The organism is Pseudomonas sp. 10-1B, assembly GCF_000935045.1.
Classification (GTDB): Bacteria; Pseudomonadota; Gammaproteobacteria; order Pseudomonadales; family Pseudomonadaceae; genus Aquipseudomonas.
Genome location: NZ_JYKS01000038.1, coordinates 1 through 22,568, shown reverse-complemented (window position 1 = coordinate 22,568; position 22,568 = coordinate 1). Strand labels below are relative to the sequence as shown.

Annotated in this window: 23 protein-coding genes; 2 read left to right on the top strand and 21 right to left on the bottom strand. The window is 63.6% G+C overall.

Going from position 1 to position 22,568, the window contains the following annotated elements:
• Positions 1 to 35 precede the first annotated feature (35 nt).
• Positions 36 to 2,591, top strand: coding sequence for a PepSY domain-containing protein (locus TZ03_RS20365; RefSeq protein ID WP_051099974.1), 2,556 nt, complete (start codon positions 36 to 38; stop codon positions 2,589 to 2,591).
• 108 nt (positions 2,592 to 2,699) lie between these two features.
• Here the strand turns inward: TZ03_RS20365 and TZ03_RS20360 are convergent, their stop codons facing one another.
• The 21 genes from TZ03_RS20360 to trmJ all read right to left on the bottom strand — a co-directional run bounded on the left by TZ03_RS20360 (position 2,700) and on the right by trmJ (position 21,433).
• Positions 2,700 to 3,491 carry an amidohydrolase gene (locus TZ03_RS20360; protein WP_051099973.1) on the bottom strand — a complete coding sequence of 264 codons (792 nt, stop codon included), beginning with the start codon at positions 3,489 to 3,491 and terminating at the stop codon, positions 2,700 to 2,702.
• Positions 3,479 to 4,627, bottom strand: coding sequence for a pyridoxal phosphate-dependent aminotransferase (locus TZ03_RS20355; protein WP_051099972.1), 1,149 nt, complete (start codon positions 4,625 to 4,627; stop codon positions 3,479 to 3,481). The genes TZ03_RS20360 and TZ03_RS20355 overlap by 13 nt, the downstream gene beginning before the upstream one ends.
• 210 nt (positions 4,628 to 4,837) lie before the next feature.
• The gene (gene der, locus TZ03_RS20350; protein WP_051099971.1) at positions 4,838 to 6,301 is read right to left on the bottom strand and encodes a ribosome biogenesis GTPase Der; all 1,464 of its coding nucleotides are present in this window, start codon (positions 6,299 to 6,301) and stop codon (positions 4,838 to 4,840) included.
• Positions 6,302 to 6,418: 117 nt separating this feature from the next.
• Positions 6,419 to 7,561 carry an outer membrane protein assembly factor BamB gene (gene bamB, locus TZ03_RS20345; protein ID WP_051099970.1) on the bottom strand — a complete coding sequence of 381 codons (1,143 nt, stop codon included), beginning with the start codon at positions 7,559 to 7,561 and terminating at the stop codon, positions 6,419 to 6,421.
• Complete coding sequence (locus TZ03_RS20340) at positions 7,562 to 8,203, bottom strand: tetratricopeptide repeat protein (RefSeq protein WP_051099969.1); 642 nt, start codon at positions 8,201 to 8,203, stop codon at positions 7,562 to 7,564.
• A gap of 39 nt (positions 8,204 to 8,242) precedes the next feature.
• Positions 8,243 to 9,532 carry a histidine--tRNA ligase gene (hisS, locus tag TZ03_RS20335; protein WP_051099968.1) on the bottom strand — a complete coding sequence of 430 codons (1,290 nt, stop codon included), beginning with the start codon at positions 9,530 to 9,532 and terminating at the stop codon, positions 8,243 to 8,245.
• A 25-nt stretch (positions 9,533 to 9,557) separates the two neighbouring features.
• Positions 9,558 to 10,667, bottom strand: a complete 1,110-nt coding sequence (gene ispG / locus TZ03_RS20330; protein ID WP_051099967.1) for a flavodoxin-dependent (E)-4-hydroxy-3-methylbut-2-enyl-diphosphate synthase — start codon at positions 10,665 to 10,667, stop codon at positions 9,558 to 9,560.
• Positions 10,668 to 10,670: 3 nt separating this feature from the next.
• Positions 10,671 to 11,714 carry a helix-turn-helix domain-containing protein gene (locus TZ03_RS20325; protein ID WP_051099966.1) on the bottom strand — a complete coding sequence of 348 codons (1,044 nt, stop codon included), beginning with the start codon at positions 11,712 to 11,714 and terminating at the stop codon, positions 10,671 to 10,673.
• The gene (pilW, locus tag TZ03_RS20320) at positions 11,711 to 12,472 is read right to left on the bottom strand and encodes a type IV pilus biogenesis/stability protein PilW (RefSeq protein WP_051099965.1); all 762 of its coding nucleotides are present in this window, start codon (positions 12,470 to 12,472) and stop codon (positions 11,711 to 11,713) included. The genes TZ03_RS20325 and pilW overlap by 4 nt, the downstream gene beginning before the upstream one ends.
• Before the next feature lie 14 nt (positions 12,473 to 12,486).
• Positions 12,487 to 13,632, bottom strand: coding sequence for a 23S rRNA (adenine(2503)-C(2))-methyltransferase RlmN (gene rlmN, locus TZ03_RS20315; protein WP_051099964.1), 1,146 nt, complete (start codon positions 13,630 to 13,632; stop codon positions 12,487 to 12,489).
• 24 nt (positions 13,633 to 13,656) lie between these two features.
• Complete coding sequence (gene ndk / locus TZ03_RS20310) at positions 13,657 to 14,088, bottom strand: nucleoside-diphosphate kinase (protein WP_023382208.1); 432 nt, start codon at positions 14,086 to 14,088, stop codon at positions 13,657 to 13,659.
• 89 nt (positions 14,089 to 14,177) lie between these two features.
• Positions 14,178 to 14,378, bottom strand: a complete 201-nt coding sequence (iscX, locus tag TZ03_RS20305; RefSeq protein ID WP_023382209.1) for a Fe-S cluster assembly protein IscX — start codon at positions 14,376 to 14,378, stop codon at positions 14,178 to 14,180.
• Between the two features lie 10 nt (positions 14,379 to 14,388).
• Positions 14,389 to 14,730: an ISC system 2Fe-2S type ferredoxin gene (gene fdx, locus TZ03_RS20300; RefSeq protein ID WP_051099963.1), complete on the bottom strand. Its 342-nt coding sequence runs from the start codon at positions 14,728 to 14,730 to the stop codon at positions 14,389 to 14,391.
• Positions 14,731 to 14,733: 3 nt separating this feature from the next.
• The gene (gene hscA, locus TZ03_RS20295; protein ID WP_051099962.1) at positions 14,734 to 16,596 is read right to left on the bottom strand and encodes a Fe-S protein assembly chaperone HscA; all 1,863 of its coding nucleotides are present in this window, start codon (positions 16,594 to 16,596) and stop codon (positions 14,734 to 14,736) included.
• Positions 16,597 to 16,638: 42 nt separating this feature from the next.
• On the bottom strand, positions 16,639 to 17,160 hold the full coding sequence (hscB, locus tag TZ03_RS20290; protein WP_051099961.1) for a co-chaperone HscB: 522 nt from the start codon (positions 17,158 to 17,160) through the stop codon (positions 16,639 to 16,641).
• 8 nt (positions 17,161 to 17,168) lie between these two features.
• A complete protein-coding gene (gene iscA / locus TZ03_RS20285; RefSeq protein ID WP_003248536.1) occupies positions 17,169 to 17,492 on the bottom strand; it encodes an iron-sulfur cluster assembly protein IscA in 324 nt (107 codons plus the stop codon).
• Positions 17,493 to 17,520: 28 nt separating this feature from the next.
• The gene (gene iscU / locus TZ03_RS20280; protein WP_003248539.1) at positions 17,521 to 17,907 is read right to left on the bottom strand and encodes a Fe-S cluster assembly scaffold IscU; all 387 of its coding nucleotides are present in this window, start codon (positions 17,905 to 17,907) and stop codon (positions 17,521 to 17,523) included.
• A gap of 46 nt (positions 17,908 to 17,953) precedes the next feature.
• Positions 17,954 to 19,168: an IscS subfamily cysteine desulfurase gene (locus TZ03_RS20275; protein ID WP_051099960.1), complete on the bottom strand. Its 1,215-nt coding sequence runs from the start codon at positions 19,166 to 19,168 to the stop codon at positions 17,954 to 17,956.
• A gap of 47 nt (positions 19,169 to 19,215) precedes the next feature.
• Entirely contained in the window at positions 19,216 to 19,707 is a 492-nt protein-coding gene (gene iscR, locus TZ03_RS20270; RefSeq protein ID WP_051099959.1) for a Fe-S cluster assembly transcriptional regulator IscR, read from the bottom strand.
• Positions 19,708 to 19,887: 180 nt separating this feature from the next.
• Positions 19,888 to 20,673, bottom strand: a complete 786-nt coding sequence (gene cysE, locus TZ03_RS20265) for a serine O-acetyltransferase (RefSeq protein WP_051099958.1) — start codon at positions 20,671 to 20,673, stop codon at positions 19,888 to 19,890.
• A 4-nt stretch (positions 20,674 to 20,677) separates the two neighbouring features.
• Positions 20,678 to 21,433, bottom strand: coding sequence for a tRNA (cytosine(32)/uridine(32)-2'-O)-methyltransferase TrmJ (trmJ, locus tag TZ03_RS20260; RefSeq protein WP_051099957.1), 756 nt, complete (start codon positions 21,431 to 21,433; stop codon positions 20,678 to 20,680).
• Positions 21,434 to 21,584: 151 nt separating this feature from the next.
• Between trmJ and suhB the strand changes: the two genes are divergently transcribed.
• Positions 21,585 to 22,403 (top strand): inositol-phosphate phosphatase, encoded by an 819-nt coding sequence (gene suhB, locus TZ03_RS20255; protein ID WP_051099956.1) that lies wholly within the window; start codon positions 21,585 to 21,587, stop codon positions 22,401 to 22,403.
• The last annotated feature ends 165 nt before the right edge of the window (positions 22,404 to 22,568 follow it).

Here is a 22,568-nt window from a genome sequence, read left to right as displayed (position 1 = left end):
CGCGCAGCTAGCGGCAGCAATACAAGGTGAGAGATGTGGTGAAGAAGACGCTGTTCCAATTGCACTGGTTCTTTGGCATCACCGCTGGCCTGGTGCTGGCCTTGATGGGCATCACCGGGGCCCTGTACTCGTTTCAGGAAGAGCTGCTGCGCGCGTTCAATGCCGATGTACTGAAGGTAGAAGTACGCGCCGAAGGCGTGCTGCCGCCAGCCGAACTGGTCCGTCGGGTCGAGGCCCAGCAACACGACAAGGTGTCGATGCTGTGGGTCGACGTGCGCGAAGGCAACGCCGCACGAGTCTTCTTCATGCCGCCGCCGGGCGAACGCCGCGGCGCGCTGCGCTATGCCGACCCTTACACCGGCGAGCTCAAGGGTGACGTGGCCGGGCAAGGCTTCTTCAACCTCATGCTCAACCTGCACCGCTTCCTGGCCATGGGCGACACGGGCCGGCAGATCACCGGTGCCTGTACCCTGATGCTGGTGTTCTTCTGCCTCTCCGGCCTGTACATGCGCTGGCCGCGCAAGGCGCTGGACTGGCGCACCTGGCTGACCTTCGACTGGGCCAAGAAAGGCCGGGCCTTCAACTGGGACCTGCACGCCGTGGCCGGTACCTGGTGCCTGCTGTTCTATCTGCTGTTCGCACTGACCGGGCTGTTCTGGTCCTACGAGTGGTATCGCGAAGGCCTGAACAAGCTGCTGGCCGACGCGCCGGCCGCCGGCCAGCAGCAAAAACGCGGCGAAGGCCGTGGCCGCCACGGGCCGCAGAAAGTCGACAAGAACGCCCCGCCACTGGTAGTCGACTACGACGCGATCTGGGCCAACCTCAAGGACGCTGCCGGCCCAGGCCTGGCCGCCTACAACCTGCGCCTGCCACCGGTCGGCGGCCAACCGGCCAACCTGTTCTACCTGCTGGAGAACGCTGCCCATCCACGTGCTTTCAACACCCTGGTACTGGACCCGGCCACCGGCCAGGTGAAAAAACATGACCGCTATACCGACAAATCCTTCAAGGCTCAGCTGCTGCAGAGCGTCTATGCCCTACACGTAGGCGAATACTTCGGCCTGCCTGGGCGCATCATCGTCACCATCGCCAGCCTGACCATGCCGCTGTTCTTCGTCACTGGCTGGCTGCTGTACCTCGACCGCCGCCGCAAGAAACGCCAGGTGCGCGCGGCGCGTGGCAACGTTGCCAGCGGCAGCACCAGCGGCGACAGCTGGCTGATCGGCTTTGCCAGCCAGAGCGGCTTTGCCGAACAGTTGGCCTGGCAGAGCGCCGGGCAACTGCAGGCAGCCGGCCTGCCGGTGCAGGTGCGCGCCTTGGCCGAGCTGGGTGAGAACGACCTGCGCCAGGCCCGCCGCGTGCTGTTCGTGGTCAGCACCTTCGGCGATGGCGAAGCCCCTGACAGCGCCCGCGCCTTCGAGCGCAAGGTGCTCGGCCAGCCTTGGGCGCTGAACCACCTCAACTATGCCCTGCTCGCCCTCGGCGACCGCCAGTACCCGCACTTCTGCGGCTTCGCCCGCCGCCTGCAGGCATGGCTGGGTGAGCGTGGTGCCAGCAGCGCGTTCAGCCCGGTGGAAGTGGACAACGCCGACCAGGCCGCCCTGCAGCAGTGGCACCAGGAACTGGCGCAACTGACTGGTGCCCAGCCGGTAGCCGCCTGGCAGCCGCCGAGCTTTGGCAATTGGTCGCTGGTGCGCCGCGAACTGCTCAACCCGGGCAGCCAGGGCCAGCCGGTGTACCTGCTTGGCCTGCAGCCGGAACAGCCCGCCAGCTGGGAAGCCGGCGACCTGGTGGAAATCCTGCCGCTCAATGGCCAGCCACGGATCGACGCGTTCCTCAACGGCATGGCACTGGACGCCAGCACCCGGGTGCAAGTGAATGGCCTGGACGAAACCCTTGCCCAAGCCTTGGCTGGCCGCCAGTTGCCGGCCCGTCGCGATCACCTGATCGGCTTGCAGCCGCAAGCGCTGGTCGATGCGCTGGTACCAATCGGCAGCCGCGAATACTCCATCGCCTCGATCGCCAGCGATGGCGTGCTGGAACTGATCGTACGCCAGGAGCGCCATACCGATGGCAACCTGGGCCTGGGCTCCGGCTGGCTGACCGAGTACCTGCCGCTGCACGGCACCTTGAGCCTGCGCCTGCGGCGCAACAGCGGCTTCCACCTGCCGCAAAGCGCTGCACCGATGATACTGATCGGCAACGGCACCGGCCTGGCGGGCCTGCGCAGCCTGATCCGGGCGCGGGTGAATGCAGGTGAGCAGCGCAACTGGCTGCTGTTTGGCGAGCGTAATCGCGCGCATGACCTGTTGTGTGGTGAGGAGCTGCAAGGCTGGCTGGCCAGCGGCGACCTGGCACGGCTGGATTTGGCGTTCTCTCGCGATCAGGCCGAGAAGGTGTATGTGCAGGATGTGCTGCTGCAGCAGGCCGAGGAGTTCAAGCGCTGGGTAGCGGATGGCGCCTGTGTGTATGTCTGCGGCAGCCTGCAAGGCATGGCTGCGGGGGTGGATGCGGCGCTTGATGGCATCCTTGGGGAGGCCGCTGTGCAGCAGTTGATCGAGGATGGGCGGTATCGGCGGGATGTGTATTGATTGGCAATTGATGTAACCGGCGCCGGCCTCTTCGCGGGTAAACCCGCTCCTACAATGATCGCGGTCGTTGTAGGAGCGGGTTTACCCGCGAAGAGGCCGGCCCTGCTGTCAGTGCAGCTCGAAGGTATCGGCATCCAAATTGGCCGGGAACTTGGCTCGGTAGGCTGCCAGCTCCACCGCGCTCAACACAGCGGTAAACACCCCATCGGCCTCGCCGGCACTGAGCAGGCTCTCACCCTGGAAGTCCAGCACCTGGCTGTCACCGGAATAGGCAAAGCCCTTGCCATCGGTACCCACCCGGTTCACCGCCGCCACATAGCACAGGTTCTCGATGCCCCGCGCCGGCAGCAAGCGGTTCCAGTGCTGGCGGCGCGCTGCTGGCCAGTTGGCGGTGTACAGCAGCAAATCGGTGTCCTGGGCATCGCGGCTCCACACCGGGAAGCGCAGGTCATAGCAGATCAGCGGGCGAACCCGCCAGCCCTTGAGCTCGAACTGCACCTGGCGCTCGCCGGGGGTGTAGTGCTTGTGCTCACCGGCCATGCGGAACAAGTGGCGCTTGTCGTAGTGCAGGATCTCGCCGTCCGGCCGCGCCCACAGCAGGCGGTTGCGGTGGCTGCCATCGGCGGCCTGGATGATCACGCTGCCGGTGATCACCGCGTTGTACTTCTTCGCCTGAGCCTTCAGCCATTTGTAGGTCGGGCCATTCTCCGGCTCGGCCAGGCTTTCCGACTGCATCGAAAAGCCGGTGGTGAACATCTCCGGCAGGATCACCAGGTCGACCTCGCCCACCTGCTCCAGCAGCACCTCGAAGTGCGCATAGTTGGCCTCGCGGTCGTGCCAGGCCAGGGTGGTCTGCACCAGGGCGATTTTCAGGTTCGGCAGTGTGCTCAGATCGCGCATAGTCTTTCCGCTGCCTGACGCAGCGTCTCCTCTCGTTTGGCAAAGCACAGGCGCACCAGGCGTTGCTCGGGGATGGGCTGCTGGTAGAAAACCGACACCGGGATGGTCGCCACGCCGTGCTCGCGGGTCAGCCACAGCGACATGTCGACATCGTTCAGGTCCGGGCGAATCCGCGAATAATCCACCAGTTGGAAATAAGTACCCGCAGTGCGGGTGAAACTGAAGCGCGAGCCTTCCAGCAAGCCGCAGAACAGGTCGCGCTTGGCCTGGTAGAAGGCCGGCAATTCATCGACATGCTCGGGGTGCCCGGCCATGAAGTCGGCCAGTGCGCACTGCAGCGGCGTCACCCCGCAGAAGTTGACGTACTGGTGCACCTTGCGCAGCTCGGCGCTGAGCGCCGGCGGGGCGATCACGTAGCCGGTCTTCCAGCCGGTGACGTGGTAGGTCTTGCCGAACGAGCTGACCACGAAGGCGCGCTGGTACAGCTGCTGGTGGGCCAGCACGCTGGCATGGCGCACGCCGTCGTAGACCAGGTGTTCGTACACTTCATCGCTGACCAGGTAGATATCGCGGTCGGCAATCAGTCGGGCCAGCTGGTCGAGGTCTTCGCGGGTGATCAGCGCGCCGCTGGGGTTGTGCGGCGAGTTGAGGATGACCATGCGCGTGCGCGGGCTCAGGGCATCGCTGAACTTCTGCCAGTCGATGCGAAAGTCGCCGTCGCTCAGTTGCACATGCACGCAGCGGCCACCGGCCAACTCCACCGAAGGCTCATAGCTGTCATAGCAAGGGTCGAAGACGATCACCTCGTCACCGGCATGCACCACTGCCTGGATGGCGCAGAAGATCGCCTCGGTGGCACCTGGGGTGATGGTCACTTCCTGGTCGGCATCCACCTGCGCGCCATACAGCCGCGCGATCTTGGCCGCCACCTGCTGGCGCAGGGCCGGCAGGCCGGTCATTGGCGAATACTGGTTATGCCCGGCGGCCACATGCCGGCCAACTGCATCGAGCAGCGCCTGCGGGCCGTTGAAATCGGGGAAACCTTGCGACAGGTTGAGCGCGCCGGTCTGCACGGCGAGCTGGGACATGGTGGTGAAGATGGTCGTGCCGACATTCGGCAGTTTGCTGCGGATCATGGAGCCCTCTTTCCTGGGGTTTATCCGGCACGGGTGGAGTCCGAGCATAGCGGATCGAGCGGTCAGGAAAAAGGTTGAAACAATGGGGGTATTGCGCTGGATAAAAGTGCCTCTTCGCGGGTAAACCCGCTCCTACACAGATCGAACAATCCTAGAGGACAGCGCCGTACCTGTGGGAGCGGGCAAGCCCGCGAAGAAGCTGGCGCGGAATCAGCGCTTGTCGCGGCGCTTTTTCTCGGCTTTCTTGTGGTGCGACATCAGGCGGCGCTTCTTGTTGACCTGGCGATCGGTGAGGGTGTTCTTCTTGCCCTCGTACGGGTTCTCACCGCCCTTGTACTCGATGCGGATCGGCGTACCGACCAGCTTCAGCACGCGGCGGTAGGTGTTTTCCAGGTAACGCGAGTACGACTTCGGAATCTTCTCGGTCTGGTTGCCGTGGATAACGATCAGCGGCGGGTTGGCCCCACCCAGGTGGGCATAGCGCAGCTTGATGCGGCGGCCGTTGACCAGCGGCGGCTGGTGCTCGCTCACGGCATCTTCGAGGATCTGCGTCAGGCGGCTGGTCGGCCAGCGGGTCACCGCCGACTTGAACGCAGCCTGCACCGACTTGTACAGGTGGCCCACACCAGTACCGTGCAAGGCGGAAATGAAGTGGATATCGGCAAAGTCGACGAAGAACAGCCGGCGCTCCAGCTCGGTCTTCACGTAGTCACGTTCGCCTGGCTCCATGCCGTCCCACTTGTTCAGGGCAATGACGATGGCACGCCCGGCTTCCAGGGCGAAGCCCAGCAGGTTCAGGTCGTGGTCCACCACACCTTCACGGGCATCCATGACAAAGATCACCACGTTGGCGTCCTTGATCGCCTGCAGGGTCTTCACCACCGAGAACTTCTCGACTTCCTCGTGGATCTTGCCACGCTTGCGCACGCCGGCAGTGTCGATGAAGGTGTACTTCTCGCCATCGCGCTCGAACGGGATGTAGATACTGTCGCGGGTGGTGCCCGGCTGGTCGTACACCACCACACGCTCTTCACCGAGCATACGGTTGACCAGGGTCGACTTGCCGACGTTGGGGCGGCCGATGATGGCGATCTTGATGCCATCCTTCTCGCTCGGGCCGGGGATGCGCACTGCCTCTTCGCCTTCGGCGACTTCGGCGTCCAGCGCTTCTTCGACCTGGTCGCGCGGCAGGTGGCCGAGCACGGTCTCCATCAGCGCGTTGATGCCGCGGCCCTGGGAGCCAGCCACCGGAATGGCGTTGCCCATGCCCAGCGGCGAGAACTCGGCGCGGGCGACATCGGCATCGATGTTGTCGATCTTGTTGGCGACCAGGATCGCCTCTTTGTTGCGCTTGCGCAGGTGCTCGGCAATCATCTGGTCGGCGGCGGTCATGCCGGCGCGGGCATCGACCAGGAACAGCACATAGTCGGCTTCTTCGATGGCCATCAGCGACTGCTCGGCCATTTTCTCGTCCATGCCCACTTCGTCACCGGTAATACCGCCGGTGTCGATCAGGATGAAGGAACGACCCTGCCAGCTGGCATCACCGTACTGGCGGTCACGGGTCAGGCCCGACAGGTCACCGACGATGGCATCGCGGGTTTTGGTCAGGCGGTTGAACATGGTGGATTTGCCGACGTTCGGGCGGCCCACCAGGGCGATTACGGGAACCATTCGGCTCTCCACTCTTGAATTCTTGAAAATGCAAAGGCCGCTGCAAGGCAGCGGCCGGAGTTCGGGCGGCGTGTCCTACGCCGCGGCTTGAAGCCCATCAAGGCTTCAAGCATAGCTTCAGCGGATGGTCAGTGCCTCGAGCTTGCCGCTGTTGCCGAAGACGTAGATGGTGTCGCCGACCACAAGTGGGCGGGCGCGCAGGCCATCGCTGTCGATCCGCTCACGGCCGACGAAACGGCCGTCGACCTGGCTCAGCAGGTGCAGGTAACCCTCGAAGTCACCCACCGCTACGTAGCTGGAGAACACTTCTGGTGCCGACAGCTGGCGGCGGGCCATGGTGTCGTTGGTCCACAGGGCGCTGGAAGAGCGCTCGTCGACGCTTTCGACGGTACCCGAGGCTTCGCTGACGTAGACGTTGCCGTAGCCCTGGGCGACACCCACATAGCTGGAGGCATCACGCTGCCACAGCACGCGGCCGCTTTCCAGGTCCAGGCCCGCTACGCGGCCCTGGTAGGTGCTGACGTACAGGGTACCACCGGACAGCAGCAGACCACCGTCGATATCGACCACACGGTCAAGCTCGGAACGGCCCTGCGGAATAGCCACGCGGCTTTCCCACACCGGTACACCGTTGTTGATGTCCACCGCCACCACCTTGCCGGTGGACAGGCCAGCGACGGCCAGGCGATTGGTGGCGATCGGCGCACCGGTGCCACGCAGGGTCAGCACGGCCGGGGTATTTTCGTAGATCCAGCGGCGGTCGCCAGTGGCGGCATCCAGGCCGATCAGGCGGTCGTCCTGGGTCTGCACTACCACCACGTCACCGTTGTTGGCAGGCGGAGCCAGCACTTCGCTGGTCACGCGGGAGCGCCAGCGCTCCTCACCGGTGCTGGAGTCCAGGGCGATGACTTCGCCCTTGAGGGTACCGAGCATGACCAGGCCGTAGCCTACGCCGACAGCACCGGAAACCTGCAGGTCCAGGTCCTTCTTCCACACCACGTCGCCGGTGATACGGTCGAGGGCGAAGACTTCGCCGTTGACGTCGGAGGCGTAGATACGGTCGTTCTCGATGGCCGGTACCAGGGTGTTGTAGGTTTCACCCTGGCCGTCGCCGATCGAACGGCTCCACTGCTTCTTCAACACCACTTCTTCGGTGAACTTGGTCAGCTCGGCCGGGGGCAGTTCCTTCTTGCTGTTGCTGCTGCAACCTGCGGCCAGTACGGCCAGGGTCAGCACTGCTGCTTGTTTCCAACCGATCACTTACGCGTCCCCTTTGGCCAGGTCATCCAGCTTCAATTGCAGGCCACCGACCGCCGCCTCATCGGACAGCGCAGCCTTGGCTTTTTCGTAAGCGCTGTGCGCGTCGTCGGCGCGGCCCAGCTGTACCAGCAGGTCACCCTTCAACTCTTCACGGCTGGCCAGGAAGGCTTTGTCGGCGTCGCCGTCGAGCAGCTTGAGGGCATCCTCGGCCTTGTTCTGGGCGGCCAGCACGCGTGCCAGACGCTGACGCGAGATCTCGCCCAGGGTGGCATCGGCCGGCTTGTCCAGCACGCCCTTCAGCTCGGCGGCAGCGTCGTCGAGCTTGCCACTCTCGACCGCGACCTTGGCCACGAACAGGCTGCCGTACTGGGCGTAGGCGGTACCGCCGAACTCGCTCTTGAGCTTGCCGGCCAGCTCCGCGACCTTGGTCGCATCAGGCTGGCCAGTCGGCGTCAGGCTGGTTTCCAGCAAGGCCTGGTACAGCTGCGAGGCACCTTGCGACTGGTTGTTCTGGTACTTGTGCCAGGTATTCCAGCCCAACACCACCACACCGGCCAGCAGGGCACCGGTCAGCAGCGGCTTGCCGTTGCGGTTCCACCAGTCCTTGATCCCTGCCAGATCATCATCATCGCTACTCGACACCCCAATACTCCTTTTCGCCTATTCGCTTGTTGAACCGCGTTACGCCTGCGCGATCGCGGTTTCCAGGTGCTCTGCCAGAGCATCCCAGGCAATGTTCTGTTGTTCGCCCTGGCCACGCAGGGGCTTGAAGCCGATTTCTTGCTTGGCCAGCTCGTCGTCACCGAGGATCAGGGCGAACAGTGCGCCGCTCTTGTCGGCCTTCTTGAACTGGCTCTTGAAGCTGCCAGCACCGGCGTTCACCGCCAGGCGCAGGCCTGGCAGGCGGTCGCGCAGGCCTTCGGACAGGCGCAGACCAGCCAGCTCCGCCTGCTCGCCAAAGGCGCACAGGTAGACGTCGATCTGGCGGCTGATGGATTCTGGCACCTTGCCCAGGGTTTCCAGCAGCAGGATCAGGCGTTCGATGCCCATGGCGAAACCGACGCCCGGGGTCGGCTTGCCGCCCATCTGCTCGACCAGGCCATCGTAGCGGCCACCGGCGCACACCGTGCCCTGGGCGCCGAGCTTGTCGGTGACCCACTCGAACACGGTCTTGCTGTAGTAGTCCAGGCCACGCACCAGCTTGGTGTTGATCACGAACGGAATGCCAGCGGCGTCGAGGCGGGCCTTGAGACCCTCGAAGTGCACGCGGGACTCTTCGTCCAGGTAGTCTTCCAGCTTCGGCGCGCCGACCAGCACCGCCTGGGTGTTCTGGTCCTTGCTGTCGAGAATGCGCAGCGGGTTGCTCTTCAGGCGGCGCTGGCTGTCTTCGTCCAACTGCTCCAGGCGCGCCGAAAGGAACTCGACCAGCGCATCACGGTAGCGCGCACGGGCTTCGCTGGTGCCCAGGCTGTTGAGCTCGAGCTTGACCGCATCCTGGATGCCCAGCAGGCCCCACAGGCGCCAGGTCAGCATGATCAGCTCGGCATCGATGTCCGGGCCGTCCAGGTTGAACACTTCCACGCCAATCTGGTGGAACTGACGGTAGCGGCCTTTCTGCGGGCGCTCGTGGCGGAACATCTGGCCGATGTACCACAGCTTCTGCACCTGGCCGTTGCCGGTGATGCCATGCTCGAGCACGGCACGCACGCAGGCGGCTGTGCCTTCGGGGCGCAGGGTCAGCGAATCGCCGTTGCGGTCCTCGAAGGTGTACATCTCTTTTTCGACGATGTCGGTCACTTCACCGATGGAGCGCTTGAACAGCTCGGTGAACTCGACGATCGGCGTGCGGATCTGGCTGTACCCGTAGGTGTCCAGCAGGCCGGCCACGGTGCCTTCGAAGTAGCGCCACAGCGGCGACTGTTCAGGCAGGATGTCGTTCATGCCACGGATGGCTTGCAGCGATTTGCTCACGAAAAGTCCTTACGAATTCTGTGTGTCAGCCACGGGCGATCAGCGCCGCGTCGGCTTCGACCTTTTCGGCCGCCTTCTGGCGGATGAGTTTTTCCAGCTCATCGACCAGGTTGTCATTGGTCAGCTTCTGCGCCGGCTTGCCATCGATGTAGACCAGGTTCGGCGTGCCGCCAGTCAGCCCCACATGGGACTCCTTGGCTTCACCCGGGCCGTTGACCACGCAACCGATCACCGCCACGTCCAACGGCACCAGCAGGTCTTCCAGGCGCCCTTCCAGCTCGTTCATGGTCTTGACCACATCGAAGTTCTGCCGCGAGCAGCTCGGGCAGGCGATGAAGTTGATGCCACGCGAGCGCAGGTGCAGCGACTTGAGGATGTCGTAGCCGACTTTCACTTCTTCGACCGGGTCGGCCGCCAGCGAGATACGGATGGTATCGCCAATGCCTTCGGCCAGCAGCATACCGAGGCCGACGGCGGATTTCACCGTCCCTGAACGCAGGCCACCGGCTTCGGTGATACCCAGGTGCAGCGGCTGCACGATCTGCTTGGCCAGCAGGCGGTAGGCTTCGACGGCCATGAACACGTCGGAGGCCTTGACGCTGACCTTGAAGTCCTGGAAGTCCAGGCGGTCGAGGTGTTCGACGTGGCGCAGGGCCGACTCGACCAGAGCTGCCGGGGTCGGCTCGCCGTACTTCTTCTGCAGGTCCTTTTCCAGGGAACCGGCGTTGACGCCGATACGGATCGGGATACCGCGGTCGCGGGCGGCATCGACCACCGCACGCACACGGTCTTCGCGGCCGATATTGCCCGGGTTGATACGCAGGCAGTCGACGCCCAGTTCGGCTACGCGCAGGGCGATCTTGTAGTCGAAGTGGATATCGGCGACCAGCGGCACGCTGACCAGTTGCTTGATCTTGCCGAACGCCTCGGCGGCGTCCATGTCTGGCACCGAAACCCGCACGATGTCCACGCCGGCATCGACCAGGCGCTGGATTTGCGCCACGGTGGCGGCCACATCATTGGTGTCGGTGTTGGTCATGCTCTGCACCGCGATGGGCGCATCACCACCCACCGGCACATTGCCGACCCATATTTTGCGGGATTCGCGACGTTTGATCGGAGATTCGCCGTGCATGACTTACTGTCCCAACTTCAGGCGAGCGGTCTCGCCACTGATGAACGGGGCAACATCGACGGCCTGGCCGTTGTAGCTGACCTGGGCGCCACGGGCAAAGCCCAGGCGTACCGAGAATGGCGGCTTGCCGGTCAGCTCGAGGTTGTCCCCCTTGCGCTTGATGGCGCTGAACAGCACCTTGCCGTTGCCGTCGGTGACCTGGGTCCAGCAATCGGCGGTGAACTGGATAGCGACCTTGGCGCTGCCGGCCGGCACCGCGGCTGGCGCGACAGGCTCGGCAGCAGCCACGGCCGGCACGCTGGCGGCTGGCACAACAGCCTCCGGCGCCGGGGCAGCCGTTGCTACCGGGGTGGGGGCTGCAGCTGGTGCGGGCTGCGCAGGCGCCTGCTCAGCCGGGGCCGGCGCGGCGTCAACGCTAGGTGCCGGGGCCGGGCTTGCCGGCGCCTGTTCGGCGGCTGCGACGGGCTGCTCGGTAGCGCTCGGCTCCAGCGCAAGCGGCGCGCTTTCGGGCTGCTGGCTAGCGGAAACAGCCTGGTCTTCAGGCTCATCGAGCGGGTGTATCTGGGTGGTGCCATCGGCGCTTTCGACTTCGACGTGCTCCAGGGCGATCTTGGCCAGGTCCTTGCCGCGCAGGCTGCCCTGGTCCTGCCACCAGACGAAGCCACCGCCGACAACGGCCACCAGCAGCAGCAGGCTGATGCCGCGCAGGATATTGTGCGACAGGCGCACTGGCTCTTCGATACGGCCCAGCGAGTGCACGTCGCTGCCTTTGGCATGGGTGCCGGTGTAACGGTCGAAGGCCTCTACCAGGGCAGCCTGGTCCAGGTCCATCAACTTGGCATAGGCGCGGATATAACCACGGGCGAAAGTATGCCCGGGCAGCTTGTCGAAGGCGCCGGTTTCCACGTGGTTCAACGAACTGACAGTGAGGTTGAGCTTGCGGGCCACCTCGGCTTGAGACCAGTCCCGCTTCTCACGGGCCAGGCGCAAAAGCTCACCGGGGTTCTGGCCAGGCGCTACAGCTACTTCGGGATGCGCGGCGTTCATCGTTGCTCCGACAGGTATTGCTGATATTCCGGCGTACCGGGATAAAGTCGTTGTAATTGCTGGCCCAGTTCGGCCAGTGTGCCCTGCTCGTCGAATACCCGGGCAAGGCGGCTGCCCAGCAGCAGGCTACGGGCATCATGGTCGCTCAACTGGCTGAAACGATCGTAGTAGTCCCGGGCCGGCACATAATGCCTGTTTTCGTAGGACAACTCAGCCATTTCCAGCAACGCTTTCGGTTGCCGCTGGTTGAGTTGCAAAGCTTTCAGCAGGTAAGCATGCGCCTGGTCGCGGCGCTCGAGCTTCAGGGCGGTCAGGCCCAGGTTCTCGTACACCCGTGAGCGCTCAGGATACAGGGTATCGGCGCTGGCCAGGCGAAACATCTGCTCGGCCTCGGCAAATCGCCCCTGAGCATAAAGGAAACTGCCGTAATTGTTGCGAATTCGCGTGTTATCGGTGCCGGCCTGCAGTGCCGTGCGAAAGTGCGACTCGGCCAGCGCCGGCTCCCCCTCGGCCTGGAACACCAGCGCCAGGGCGGCGTGCGCATTGGCATCGCGGCCATTCAGGGCCAGCGCCTTGCCCAGCGGCGCCTTGGCCTGCTCGGTCAAACCCTGTTGCAAATACCCCAACCCGAGCTGCACATAGGCCCGCCCTGCCTCTGCCCTGCCCTGACGGCTGGCCAAGGGGTCGCCCGCACCACCCGACACGCAGCCGGCCAGCAGCGAAAGCGCAAGGATCGACAGCGCGGCGCGCAGGCTCATGGGCAAGGTCCCGGTCAGTGACGCGCGGTGCTGTCTTGCAGCTCGACGTCCGCGGAAAGCTGGCGCACGGCGATGTAGCGTTCGCTGCGGCGGGTGCGGTCGTTGACCTGGCCAACCAGCTGCCCACAGGCGGCATCGATGTCTTCACCACGGGTGGTGCGGGTGGTGACGTTGAAGCCACCGTGGTGCAACAGGTCCTGGAAGCGACGAATGGCGTTGTTGCTCGGCCGCTCGTAGCCCGAGTGCGGGAACGGGTTGAACGGGATCAGGTTGATCTTGCAGGGTACGTCACGCAGCAGCTCGATCATCTGCGCGGCATGCTCAGGCTGGTCGTTGACGTCCTTGAGCAGGGTGTACTCGATAGTCAGCACGCGCTTGCCGCCCAGGGTGGACATGTAGCCCATGCACGATTCCAGCAGCATCTTCAGCGGGTACTTTTTGTTGATCGGTACCAGCTTGTTGCGCAGTTCGTCGTTCGGCGCGTGCAGCGACAGGGCCAGCGACACGTCGATGTGCTTGGCCAGCTCGTCGATCATCGGCACCACGCCCGAGGTGGAGAGAGTGACGCGACGCTTGGAAATGCCATAGCCCAGATCTTCCATCATGATCTTCATGGCGGCGATGACATTGTCGAAATTCAGCAGCGGTTCGCCCATGCCCATCATGACCACGTTGGTAATGGCGCGGTCGATCTTGGCCGGGACGGTCCCGAAGGATTTGTTGGCAAGCCACACCTGGCCGATCACTTCGGCGGCGGTGAGGTTGCTGTTGAAGCCTTGCTTGCCGGTGGAGCAGAAGCTGCAGTCCAGGGCACAGCCGGCTTGCGACGATACGCACAGGGTGCCGCGGTCGTCGGTGGGGATGTAGACGGTTTCGACGCAGCTGCCGGAGGCAACGCGGACCACCCACTTGCGGGTGCCGTCGGCGGAAATGTCTTCACTGACCACTTCCGGGCCCCGAATTTCGGCAACGGCCTCGAGCTTTTCGCGCAAGGCCTTGCCGACATTGGTCATGGCGGCGAAATCGTCGACGCCAAAGTGGTGAATCCATTTCATGACCTGACCGGCACGAAAACGCTTCTCTCCGATCGATTCGAAGAATTTTTCCATTTCCTGCAGGGTCAGGCCCAACAGGTTGATCTTGCCAGTCATGTCACTCATGGAATCACCCAAGACCTGCTTCGCTTAGCGAATGCGGTCGCACAGCTCGGTAGCGGAGAAGAAGTAAGCGATTTCGCGGGCAGCCGAAGCTTCCGAGTCGGAACCGTGAACAGCGTTTTCGTCGATGGAAACGGCGAAGTCAGCACGGATGGTGCCGGCAGCAGCTTCTTTCGGGTTGGTGGCGCCCATCAGCTCGCGGTTGGCCAGAACGGCGTTTTCGCCTTCCAGAACCTGAACGATGACCGGACCGGAAGTCATGAAGGCAACCAGGTCAGCGAAGAAGCCGCGCTCTTTGTGCTCGGCGTAGAAGCCTTCGGCTTCGGCTTTGGACAGTTGCTTCATTTTCGAAGCGACGACGCGCAGGCCGGCTTTCTCGAAACGAGTGGTGATCTCGCCGATGACGTTCTTGGCAACGGCGTCAGGCTTGATGATGGAGAAAGTACGTTGAACAGCCATGGAAAACTCCAGAAAAATGAGTGTTGCGAAAAATTAAACCCGCGAATTATACGCGGGTTCCAGGGGATTGCCTAACCTGCAGGATGCGTTCAGTCGGCTTCTTCGATCCAGGCCGCCTGGATGGCCTCGAGCACTTTCTCACCGCCGCGTGACGGATCGTCGCTGAATTCTGGCAAGGCCAGCACCCAGCGGTGCAGATCGACGAAATTCACATAACGAGGATCGACGTCCGGCTTGCTTTCTGCAAGCTGAATGGCGATCTCAAGTACATCAATCCATTTCAGGCTCATGGGGCAAACCTCAGTGCGGCGCTTCGGCGGCGTGGTTGAGCGAATACTTGGGAATCTCGATGACCAGGTCCTCGTCACCGACAAACACCTGGCAGCCGAGGCGCGATTGAGCCTCCAGGCCCCAGGCCTTGTCCAGCATGTCCTCTTCCAGCTCGTCGGCTTCTTCCAGCGAGTCGAAGCCCTTGCGCACGATGCAGTGGCAGGTGGTGCAGGCCTTGACGCCGCCGCAGGCGCTTTCCATCTCGATGTGATGGTCGTGGGCCAGCTCCAGGATGTTGGTCCCGGTCGGCACCTCCACGGTCAGCCCTTCGGGGCAGAACTTCTCATGCGGCAGGAATGTCACCAGCGGCATCGATTACTCCTCGATCTCATTCAGGTTGCGCCCGGCCAGTGCGGCTTTGACCGTCGAATCAAGGCGACGGGCGGCAAATGCGTCGGTCACCTGCGACAGACGCTTGGTCTGTTGCTCGATGGCTGCGCCATCGGTGCCGGCTAGCAAATCACGTAGTTCTTGCATCTGGAATTCGATGGCGTCGCGCTCGTCACTGCTGAGCAGACGCTCGCCATCAGCGTCCAGGGCGCCCTGTACCGCTTCGAGCAGGCGCTCGCCGTCCACCTGGTGCTCACGCAGCTGGCGGGCCTGCTTGTCGGAGCCTGCGTGTTCGAAGGAATCCTTGAGCATGCGGGCGATTTCGCCGTCGGTCAGGCCGTAGGACGGCTTGACCTGGATGCTGGCTTCCACGCCTGAGCCCAACTCACGGGCGGCGACACTTAGCAGGCCATCGGCATCGACCTGGAAGGTGACGCGGATTTTCGCGGCACCGGCGACCATGGCCGGGATGCCGCGCAGCTCGAAGCGCGCCAGCGAGCGGCAGTCGCTGATCAGCTCGCGCTCACCCTGCAGGACGTGGATCATCATGGCCGACTGGCCATCTTTATAGGTGGTGAATTCCTGGGCACGCGCCACCGGAATGGTGGTGTTGCGCGGGATCACCTTCTCCATCAACCCGCCCATGGTCTCGAGGCCGAGCGACAGCGGGATGACATCGAGCAGTAGCAGTTCGCCACCTTCGCGGCGGTTGCCGGCCAAGGTATCGGCCTGGATGGCAGCACCGATGGCCACCACCTGGTCAGGGTCGATCGAGGTCAGCGGGGTGCGACCGAACAGCGCGCCCACGGCTTCGCGCACACGCGGCACGCGGGTGGAACCACCGACCATGACCACGGCGCTGACTTCTTCCAGCTCGATGCCACTGTCGCGCACGGCGCGGCGGCAGGCCTTGAGGCTGCGGGCGACCAAGGGCTCGATCATGGCTTCGAAGCCGGCACGGCTGAGCTCGCCCTGCCAGGCGCCATGGCTGACGCTGACCACATCGGCGTCGGTCAGTGCTTCCTTGGCGGCGCAGGCGGTTTGCAGCAGCGCGCGCTGGGTAGCCGGGTCGAGGTCGGACGACAGGCCGGCCTGCTCGATGATCCAGCCAGCGATCGCGTGGTCGAAGTCATCACCGCCCAGGGCGGTATCGCCACCGGTGGCCAGTACTTCGAACACGCCAGCGGTCAGACGCAGGATGGAAATATCGAAAGTGCCACCACCCAGGTCATAGATGGCCACCACGCCTTCGGCGTTCTGGTCCAGGCCGTAGGCCACCGCGGCAGCAGTTGGCTCGTTGAGCAAGCGCAACACGTTCAGGCCGGCCAGGCGCGCAGCGTCCTTGGTGGCCTGGCGCTGGGCGTCGTCGAAATAGGCCGGCACGGTGATCACCGCGCCCACCAGCTCGCCGCCCAGGGTGGCTTCGGCACGCTCGCGCAGCACCTTGAGGATGTCGGCGGACACTTCCACCGGGCTTTTCGGCCCCTGCACCGTGTCGATGAACGGCATGTGCGATTCACCGCCGACAAAACGGTACGGCAGTTGCTCGCCCAGTTGCTTGACGTCGGCCAGGCCGCGCCCCATCAGGCGCTTGACCGACAGCACGGTGTTCAGCGGGTCGCTGGAAGCAGCATCACGTGCTGCCTGCCCCACTTCGTTGCGCCCTTCGAGGTAGCGCACCGCGGACGGCAGAATGACGTTGCCCTGCGCGTCGGGCAGGGGCTCGCTACGGCCGCTGCGCAGTGCGGCGACCAAAGAGTTGGTGGTACCCAAGTCGATCCCCACCGCCAGGCGGCGCTGGTGCGGCTGAGGGCTTTGACCGGGTTCGGCAATCTGCAGTAGGGCCATGCTTATCTGAATACCTTAGGTGCCATCACGGGCGACACCGGGTTAATCGTCGAGGCGCTCTTCCAGTTGGCGCACTTCTTGGGCGAGCTTGTCGAGGAACTGCATGCGGCGCATCAGCCGTTCGGCCTTGTCGCGCTCGCCTGGGGCATCCCAGCAGGCAGCAAAGTCCTCGTTCAGCGTGTCCTGGGCAGCCTTCAGGCGCTTCTTGAACACACCGACACCATCAAGGTCGGCTTCGTCCTGCAGCTCTTCGAGCTCTTCACGCCACTGCATCTGCTGCAACAGGAAGTCGGGGTCATGGACCGTGACTTCCTGGGGCACTTCATGGCCGCTGATGGCCAGCAGGTAGCGGGCTCGGCGCGGCGCACTGCGCAGGGTCTGGTAGGCGTCGTTGAGGGCCGCGGACTTTTCCAGCGCTACACGCTGCTCGCGCTCGGAAGCGTCGGCAAAGCGGTCGGGATGGACTTCGCGGGCCAGCTCGCGATAGCGAGTGGCCAGCTTGTCGAGGTCCAGGCGGAAGCTTGGCTGGAGGTCAAACAATGCGAAATGACAAGGAGTACCCACAGCCAGCCTCAAACGTTGAAGCTTTCGCCGCAGCCACACTCACCGCGCACGTTGGGGTTGTTGAACTTGAAGCCTTCGTTCAACCCTTCCTTGACGAAGTCCAGCTCGGTGCCGTCGAGGTAGACCAGGCTCTTGGGATCGATGATCACCTTTACGCCATGGTTCTCGAACACCTGGTCTTCGTCCGCCAGCTCGTCGACGAACTCCAGCACGTAGGCCAGGCCCGAGCAACCGGTGGTGCGCACGCCCAGGCGAATGCCCTCACCTTTGCCGCGCCCGTCGAGGGAGCGGCGAATGTGGTTGGCGGCGGCTTCTGTCATGCTGATAGCCATCAGGACTCCTTACCTTGCAACAGGCGACTTAGATCAAGCCTTTCTTCTGCTTGTAATCGCGTACGGCTGCCTTGATGGCATCTTCGGCGAGTACCGAGCAGTGGATCTTGACCGGCGGCAACGCCAGTTCTTCGGCCAGCTGGGTGTTCTTGATGGTTTCGGCTTCGTCCAGGGTCTTGCCCTTCATCCACTCGGTGGCGAGGGAGCTGGAAGCGATGGCCGAACCGCAGCCGTAGGTCTTGAACTTGGCGTCTTCGATAACGCCCTGCTCGTTGACCTTGATTTGCAGACGCATCACGTCACCGCACGCCGGGGCGCCGACCATGCCGGTACCGACATCCGGGTCCTCGGCATTCATCTTGCCGACGTTGCGTGGGTTTTCGTAGTGGTCGATGACCTTTTCACTGTATGCCATGGTGCAATTCCTTCCTCATCAGGGAGCCGCTCTTGCCGGCGACTGCTTAGTGGGCGGCCCACTCGATCTTGGAGATGTCAACGCCGTCTTTGTACATGTCCCACAGCGGCGACAGCTCACGCAGTTTGTTTACGGCCTCGCAGACCTTCTGCGCGGCGTAGTCGACTTCTTCTTCGGTGGTGAAGCGGCCGAAGGAGAAGCGGATCGAGCTGTGCGCCAGCTCGTCGTTGCGGCCCAGAGCGCGCAGTACGTACGACGGCTCGAGCGATGCGGAGGTGCATGCCGAACCGGACGATACGGCGATGTCCTTCAGCGACATCAGCAGCGATTCGCCTTCGACGTAGTTGAAGCTCAGGTTCAGGTTGTGCGGCACGCGGGCGGTCTGGCTGCCGTTGACGTACAGTTCCTCGAGGCCAGAGACCTGCTTGAAGAAGCGGTCGCTCAGGGCTTTGATGCGCACGTTTTCAGCGGCCATTTCCTGCTTGGCGATGGCGAAGGCTTCGCCCATGCCGACGATCTGGTGGGTCGGCAGGGTGCCCGAACGCATGCCGCGCTCATGGCCACCGCCGTGAATGATGGCTTCCAGGCGTACCCGCGGCTTGCGGCTGACGTACAGCGCGCCGATGCCTTTGGGGCCGTAGACCTTGTGTGCCGAGAACGACATCAGGTCGACTTTGAGCTTTTGCAGGTCGATTTCGACCTTGCCGGCCGACTGGGCGGCGTCGACGTGGAACAGTACGCCGCGCGAACGGGTCAGTTCACCGATGGCGGCGATGTCGTTGATCGAGCCGACTTCATTGTTGACGTGCATCAGCGAGACCAGGATGGTGTCGTCGCGCAGCGCCGCCTCGACCATGGCCGGGGTGACGATGCCGTCTGCGCCGGGCTCGAGGTAGGTGACTTCGAAACCTTCACGCTCCAGCTGGCGAGCGGTATCCAGAACCGCCTTGTGCTCGATCTTGGAGGTGATGATGTGCTTGCCCTTGGTCTGATAGAAGTGCGCGACACCTTTGAGTGCGAGGTTGTCGGACTCGGTGGCACCGCTGGTCCAGACGATTTCGCGCGGATCGGCGTTGATCAGTTCGGCAACCTGGCGACGGCCGTTCTCGACCGCTTCCTCGGCCTTCCAGCCGAAGACGTGGGAGCGCGAAGCCGGGTTACCGAAGTTCCCGTCGACCAGCAGGCAGTCGGCCATCTTCTGGGCCACACGTGGGTCGACCGGGGTGGTCGCGGAGTAATCGAGGTAGATCGGCAACTTCATTTGTCTCTCCTATCAGGCGGTGGCGTCGCTCGTCGTTCCCAGCGGGATCAGTCGACGGCGGACGTCTCAATCTTGTCCAACTGGGCGGCTCGGCCGGCGACACGGCGCAAGTCCTGGCGCTGGGCGACTTCCTGCACCTCACGGCGCATGACGAGGTCGGCCAGGCTGATGCCGCTGAGGAATTCATGGATCTGCTGGCTGAGGTCGCACCACAGGTGGTGGGTCAGGCAGGTGTCACCGGCATGGCAGTCCCCGAGGCCCTGGCAACGGGTGGCATCGACCGACTCGTTGACCGCGTCGATGACCTGGGCCACCTGGATGGTTTCCATGCCCCGCGACAGCTGGTAGCCACCACCTGGACCACGCACGCTGGAGACCAGGCTGCTGCGGCGCAGCTTGGCGAACAGCTGCTCCAGATAAGAGAGGGAAATGCCCTGGCGCTCGGAAATATCGGCCAAAGACACCGGCCCATGCTGCGCGTGCAACGCCAGGTCGAGCATGGCAGTCACGGCGTATCGGCCTTTGGTAGTCAGTCGCATGGCTATTGGGTACCACGGGAGTTACAGGATGTGTGCGAGTATGCGATTCCCGAGCATTTAAGTCAACTATTAGACCTAGTGCTTTAGTCGGGCTTTGCATCGGGGAGGCGGGCGCGATTGTAGCAGACGAGGGGCGTGAGCACACGCCCCGTATGTCACTATGATTTCAGCACGGCGCAATCAATGCGACTGAGTGTCGCGCTGGGCGGCCTGGGCAACCTCGGTGAAGTCGTCTTCCGGCAAGGCCGGCAGCTCCTTGGCACAGTAGTCACTGCCCATCTTGGTCAGCGCGCCACACATACCCTCCAACCGCTCGTCGACGGCCTGCAGGTGGTCGAGCATCTGGCCGATGGCCCGCGCAACCGGGTCGGGCATGTCACCACTGACACCGTAGGCGTCGAAACCGATCTTCTCGGCCATGGCCTTGCGCTTGGCCTCGACTTCGCTGTCTTCAGTCTTGACGATGATCCGCCCAGGAATACCCACCGCCGTGGCACCGGCCGGCACCGCCTTTGTTACCACCGCGTTGGAGCCGATCTTGGCCCCGGCGCCGACGGTGAACGGGCCCAGCACCTTGGCCCCCGCCCCAACCACCACGCCGTTTTCCAGGGTGGGGTGGCGCTTGCCTTTGTTCCAGCTGGTACCGCCCAGGGTCACGCCCTGGTACAGGGTGACGTCGTCGCCGATCTCGGCGGTTTCGCCAATGACGATGCCCATGCCGTGGTCAATGAAGAAGCGCCGGCCGATGGTGGCGCCGGGGTGGATCTCGATACCGGTCAGCCAGCGGCCGAAGTTCGATACCAGGCGGGCCAGCCACTTGAAATCACGCTTCCACAGGGCATGGCCCAGGCGGTGCAGCCAGATGGCATGCATGCCCGGGTAGCAGGTGAGCACCTCGAAGGCGTTGCGCGCCGCCGGGTCACGATGGAATACGCTTTGAATATCTTCACGCAGGCGTTCGAACATCTGATCAGTCCTTCCGTTTATGCGGCTCGCCCCGGACCACTTTCTGGGTCTCGGTGAGGATGCCGCGCAAAATGCTCATTTCCGAACGCTCGACCGCCACTCGCCCATACAGCCGGCGCAGGCGCGGCATCAGGTGCTTGGGCTTCTCGGGGTCGAGGAAGCCGATACCCACCAGGGTTTTCTCCAGGTGGTCGTAGAACAGCTCCATTTCGTCCATGGTCGCCAGCTCACTGGCGTCGACCTTCTCGACTTTGCCCGGCGCCTCACCGGCGGCCAGCCAGGCCATGCGCACCTCGTAGGCGAGCACCTGGACGGCGGCGGCCAGGTTCAGCGAGCTGAAGTCGGGGTTCGAGGGAATGTGCACGTGGAAGTGACATCGCTGCAGTTCTTCGTTGGTCAGGCCGGCGTGTTCGCGGCCGAACACCAGGGCGATTTCCTCGCTGCCCATGGCATGTTCCACCGCCTTGGCGCCGCACTCACGGGGCCCGATCAGCGGCCAGGGGATGCTCCGCTCGCGGGCGCTGGTACCCATCACCAGGTTACAGCCGACCAGGGCCTGCTCGAGGCTGTCGACTACCTGGGCGTTGTCCAGCACATCGTCGGCACCCGAAGCACGGGCGCTGGCATCCACGGCGGGAAACTCTTTCGGCTGCACCAGCACCAGACGCGACAAGCCCATGTTTTTCATGGCACGCGCAGCGCCGCCGATGTTGCCGGGGTGGCTGGTATTGACCAGAACAACACGAATATTTTGCAGCAAGGTGTTGTGCTCACAGATGCAGGAATCAGGGCCTTCGATCTTACAGAACCGACAGACGTAACGCCATGAAAGCAAATGTGACACTTCTGCCGCCAAAGTTTTCTGCTAGAATGGTCGGCTTTCTTCTTTAACATCTCCAGGTGACCCGCCCATGCAGCCTATGCTGAATATCGCCCTGCGCGCCGCTCGCAGCGCCAGTGAACTGATTTTCCGCTCCATCGAACGCCTGGATAGCATCAAGGTCGATGAGAAAGAGGCCAAAGACTACGTTTCCGAAGTCGATCGCGCCGCCGAGCAGAGCATCGTCAACGCCCTGCGCAAGGCCTACCCGAACCACTCCATCCAGGGCGAGGAAACCGGCCTGCACGCGGGCAGCGGCGAAGAAGGCAAGGATTACCTGTGGATCATCGACCCGCTGGACGGCACCACCAACTTCCTGCGTGGCATCCCGCACTTCGCGGTCAGCATCGCCTGCAAATACCGTGGCCGCCTTGAGCATGCCGTGATCGTCGACCCGGTTCGCCAGGAAGAGTTCACCGCCAGCCGTGGCCGTGGCGCCCAACTCAACGGCCGCCGCCTGCGCGTTAGCTCGCGCACCAGCCTGGAAGGCGCCCTGCTGGGCACCGGCTTCCCGTTCCGTGACAGCCAGATGGCCGACCTGGACAACTACCTGGGCATGTTCCGCGCCTTGACTGGCCAGACCGCCGGCATCCGCCGCGCTGGCTCCGCTAGCCTGGACCTGGCCTACGTGGCCGCAGGCCGCTTCGACGCTTTCTGGGAGTCGGGCCTGTCCGAATGGGACATGGCGGCCGGCGTGCTGCTGATCCAGGAGGCCGGCGGCCTGGTGAGCGACTTCAACGGTGGCCACGACTTCCTCGACAAAGGCCATATCGTTGCGGGCAACATCAAGTGCTTCAAGGCCGTGCTGACCGCTATCCAGCCGCACCTGCCAGAGAGCATGAAGCGCTAAGCGCGAATGGCCGGCAAACAAAAAGCACCCCTCGGGGTGCTTTTTTGTGCCTGGTGGTTTTGCATTGCCTGTGCTGGCCTCATCGCCGGTAAGCCAGCTCCCACAAGGTTATCCGCAGACCTTGGGCCTAATGCTCTCCTGTGGGAGCTGGCTTGCCGGCGATGG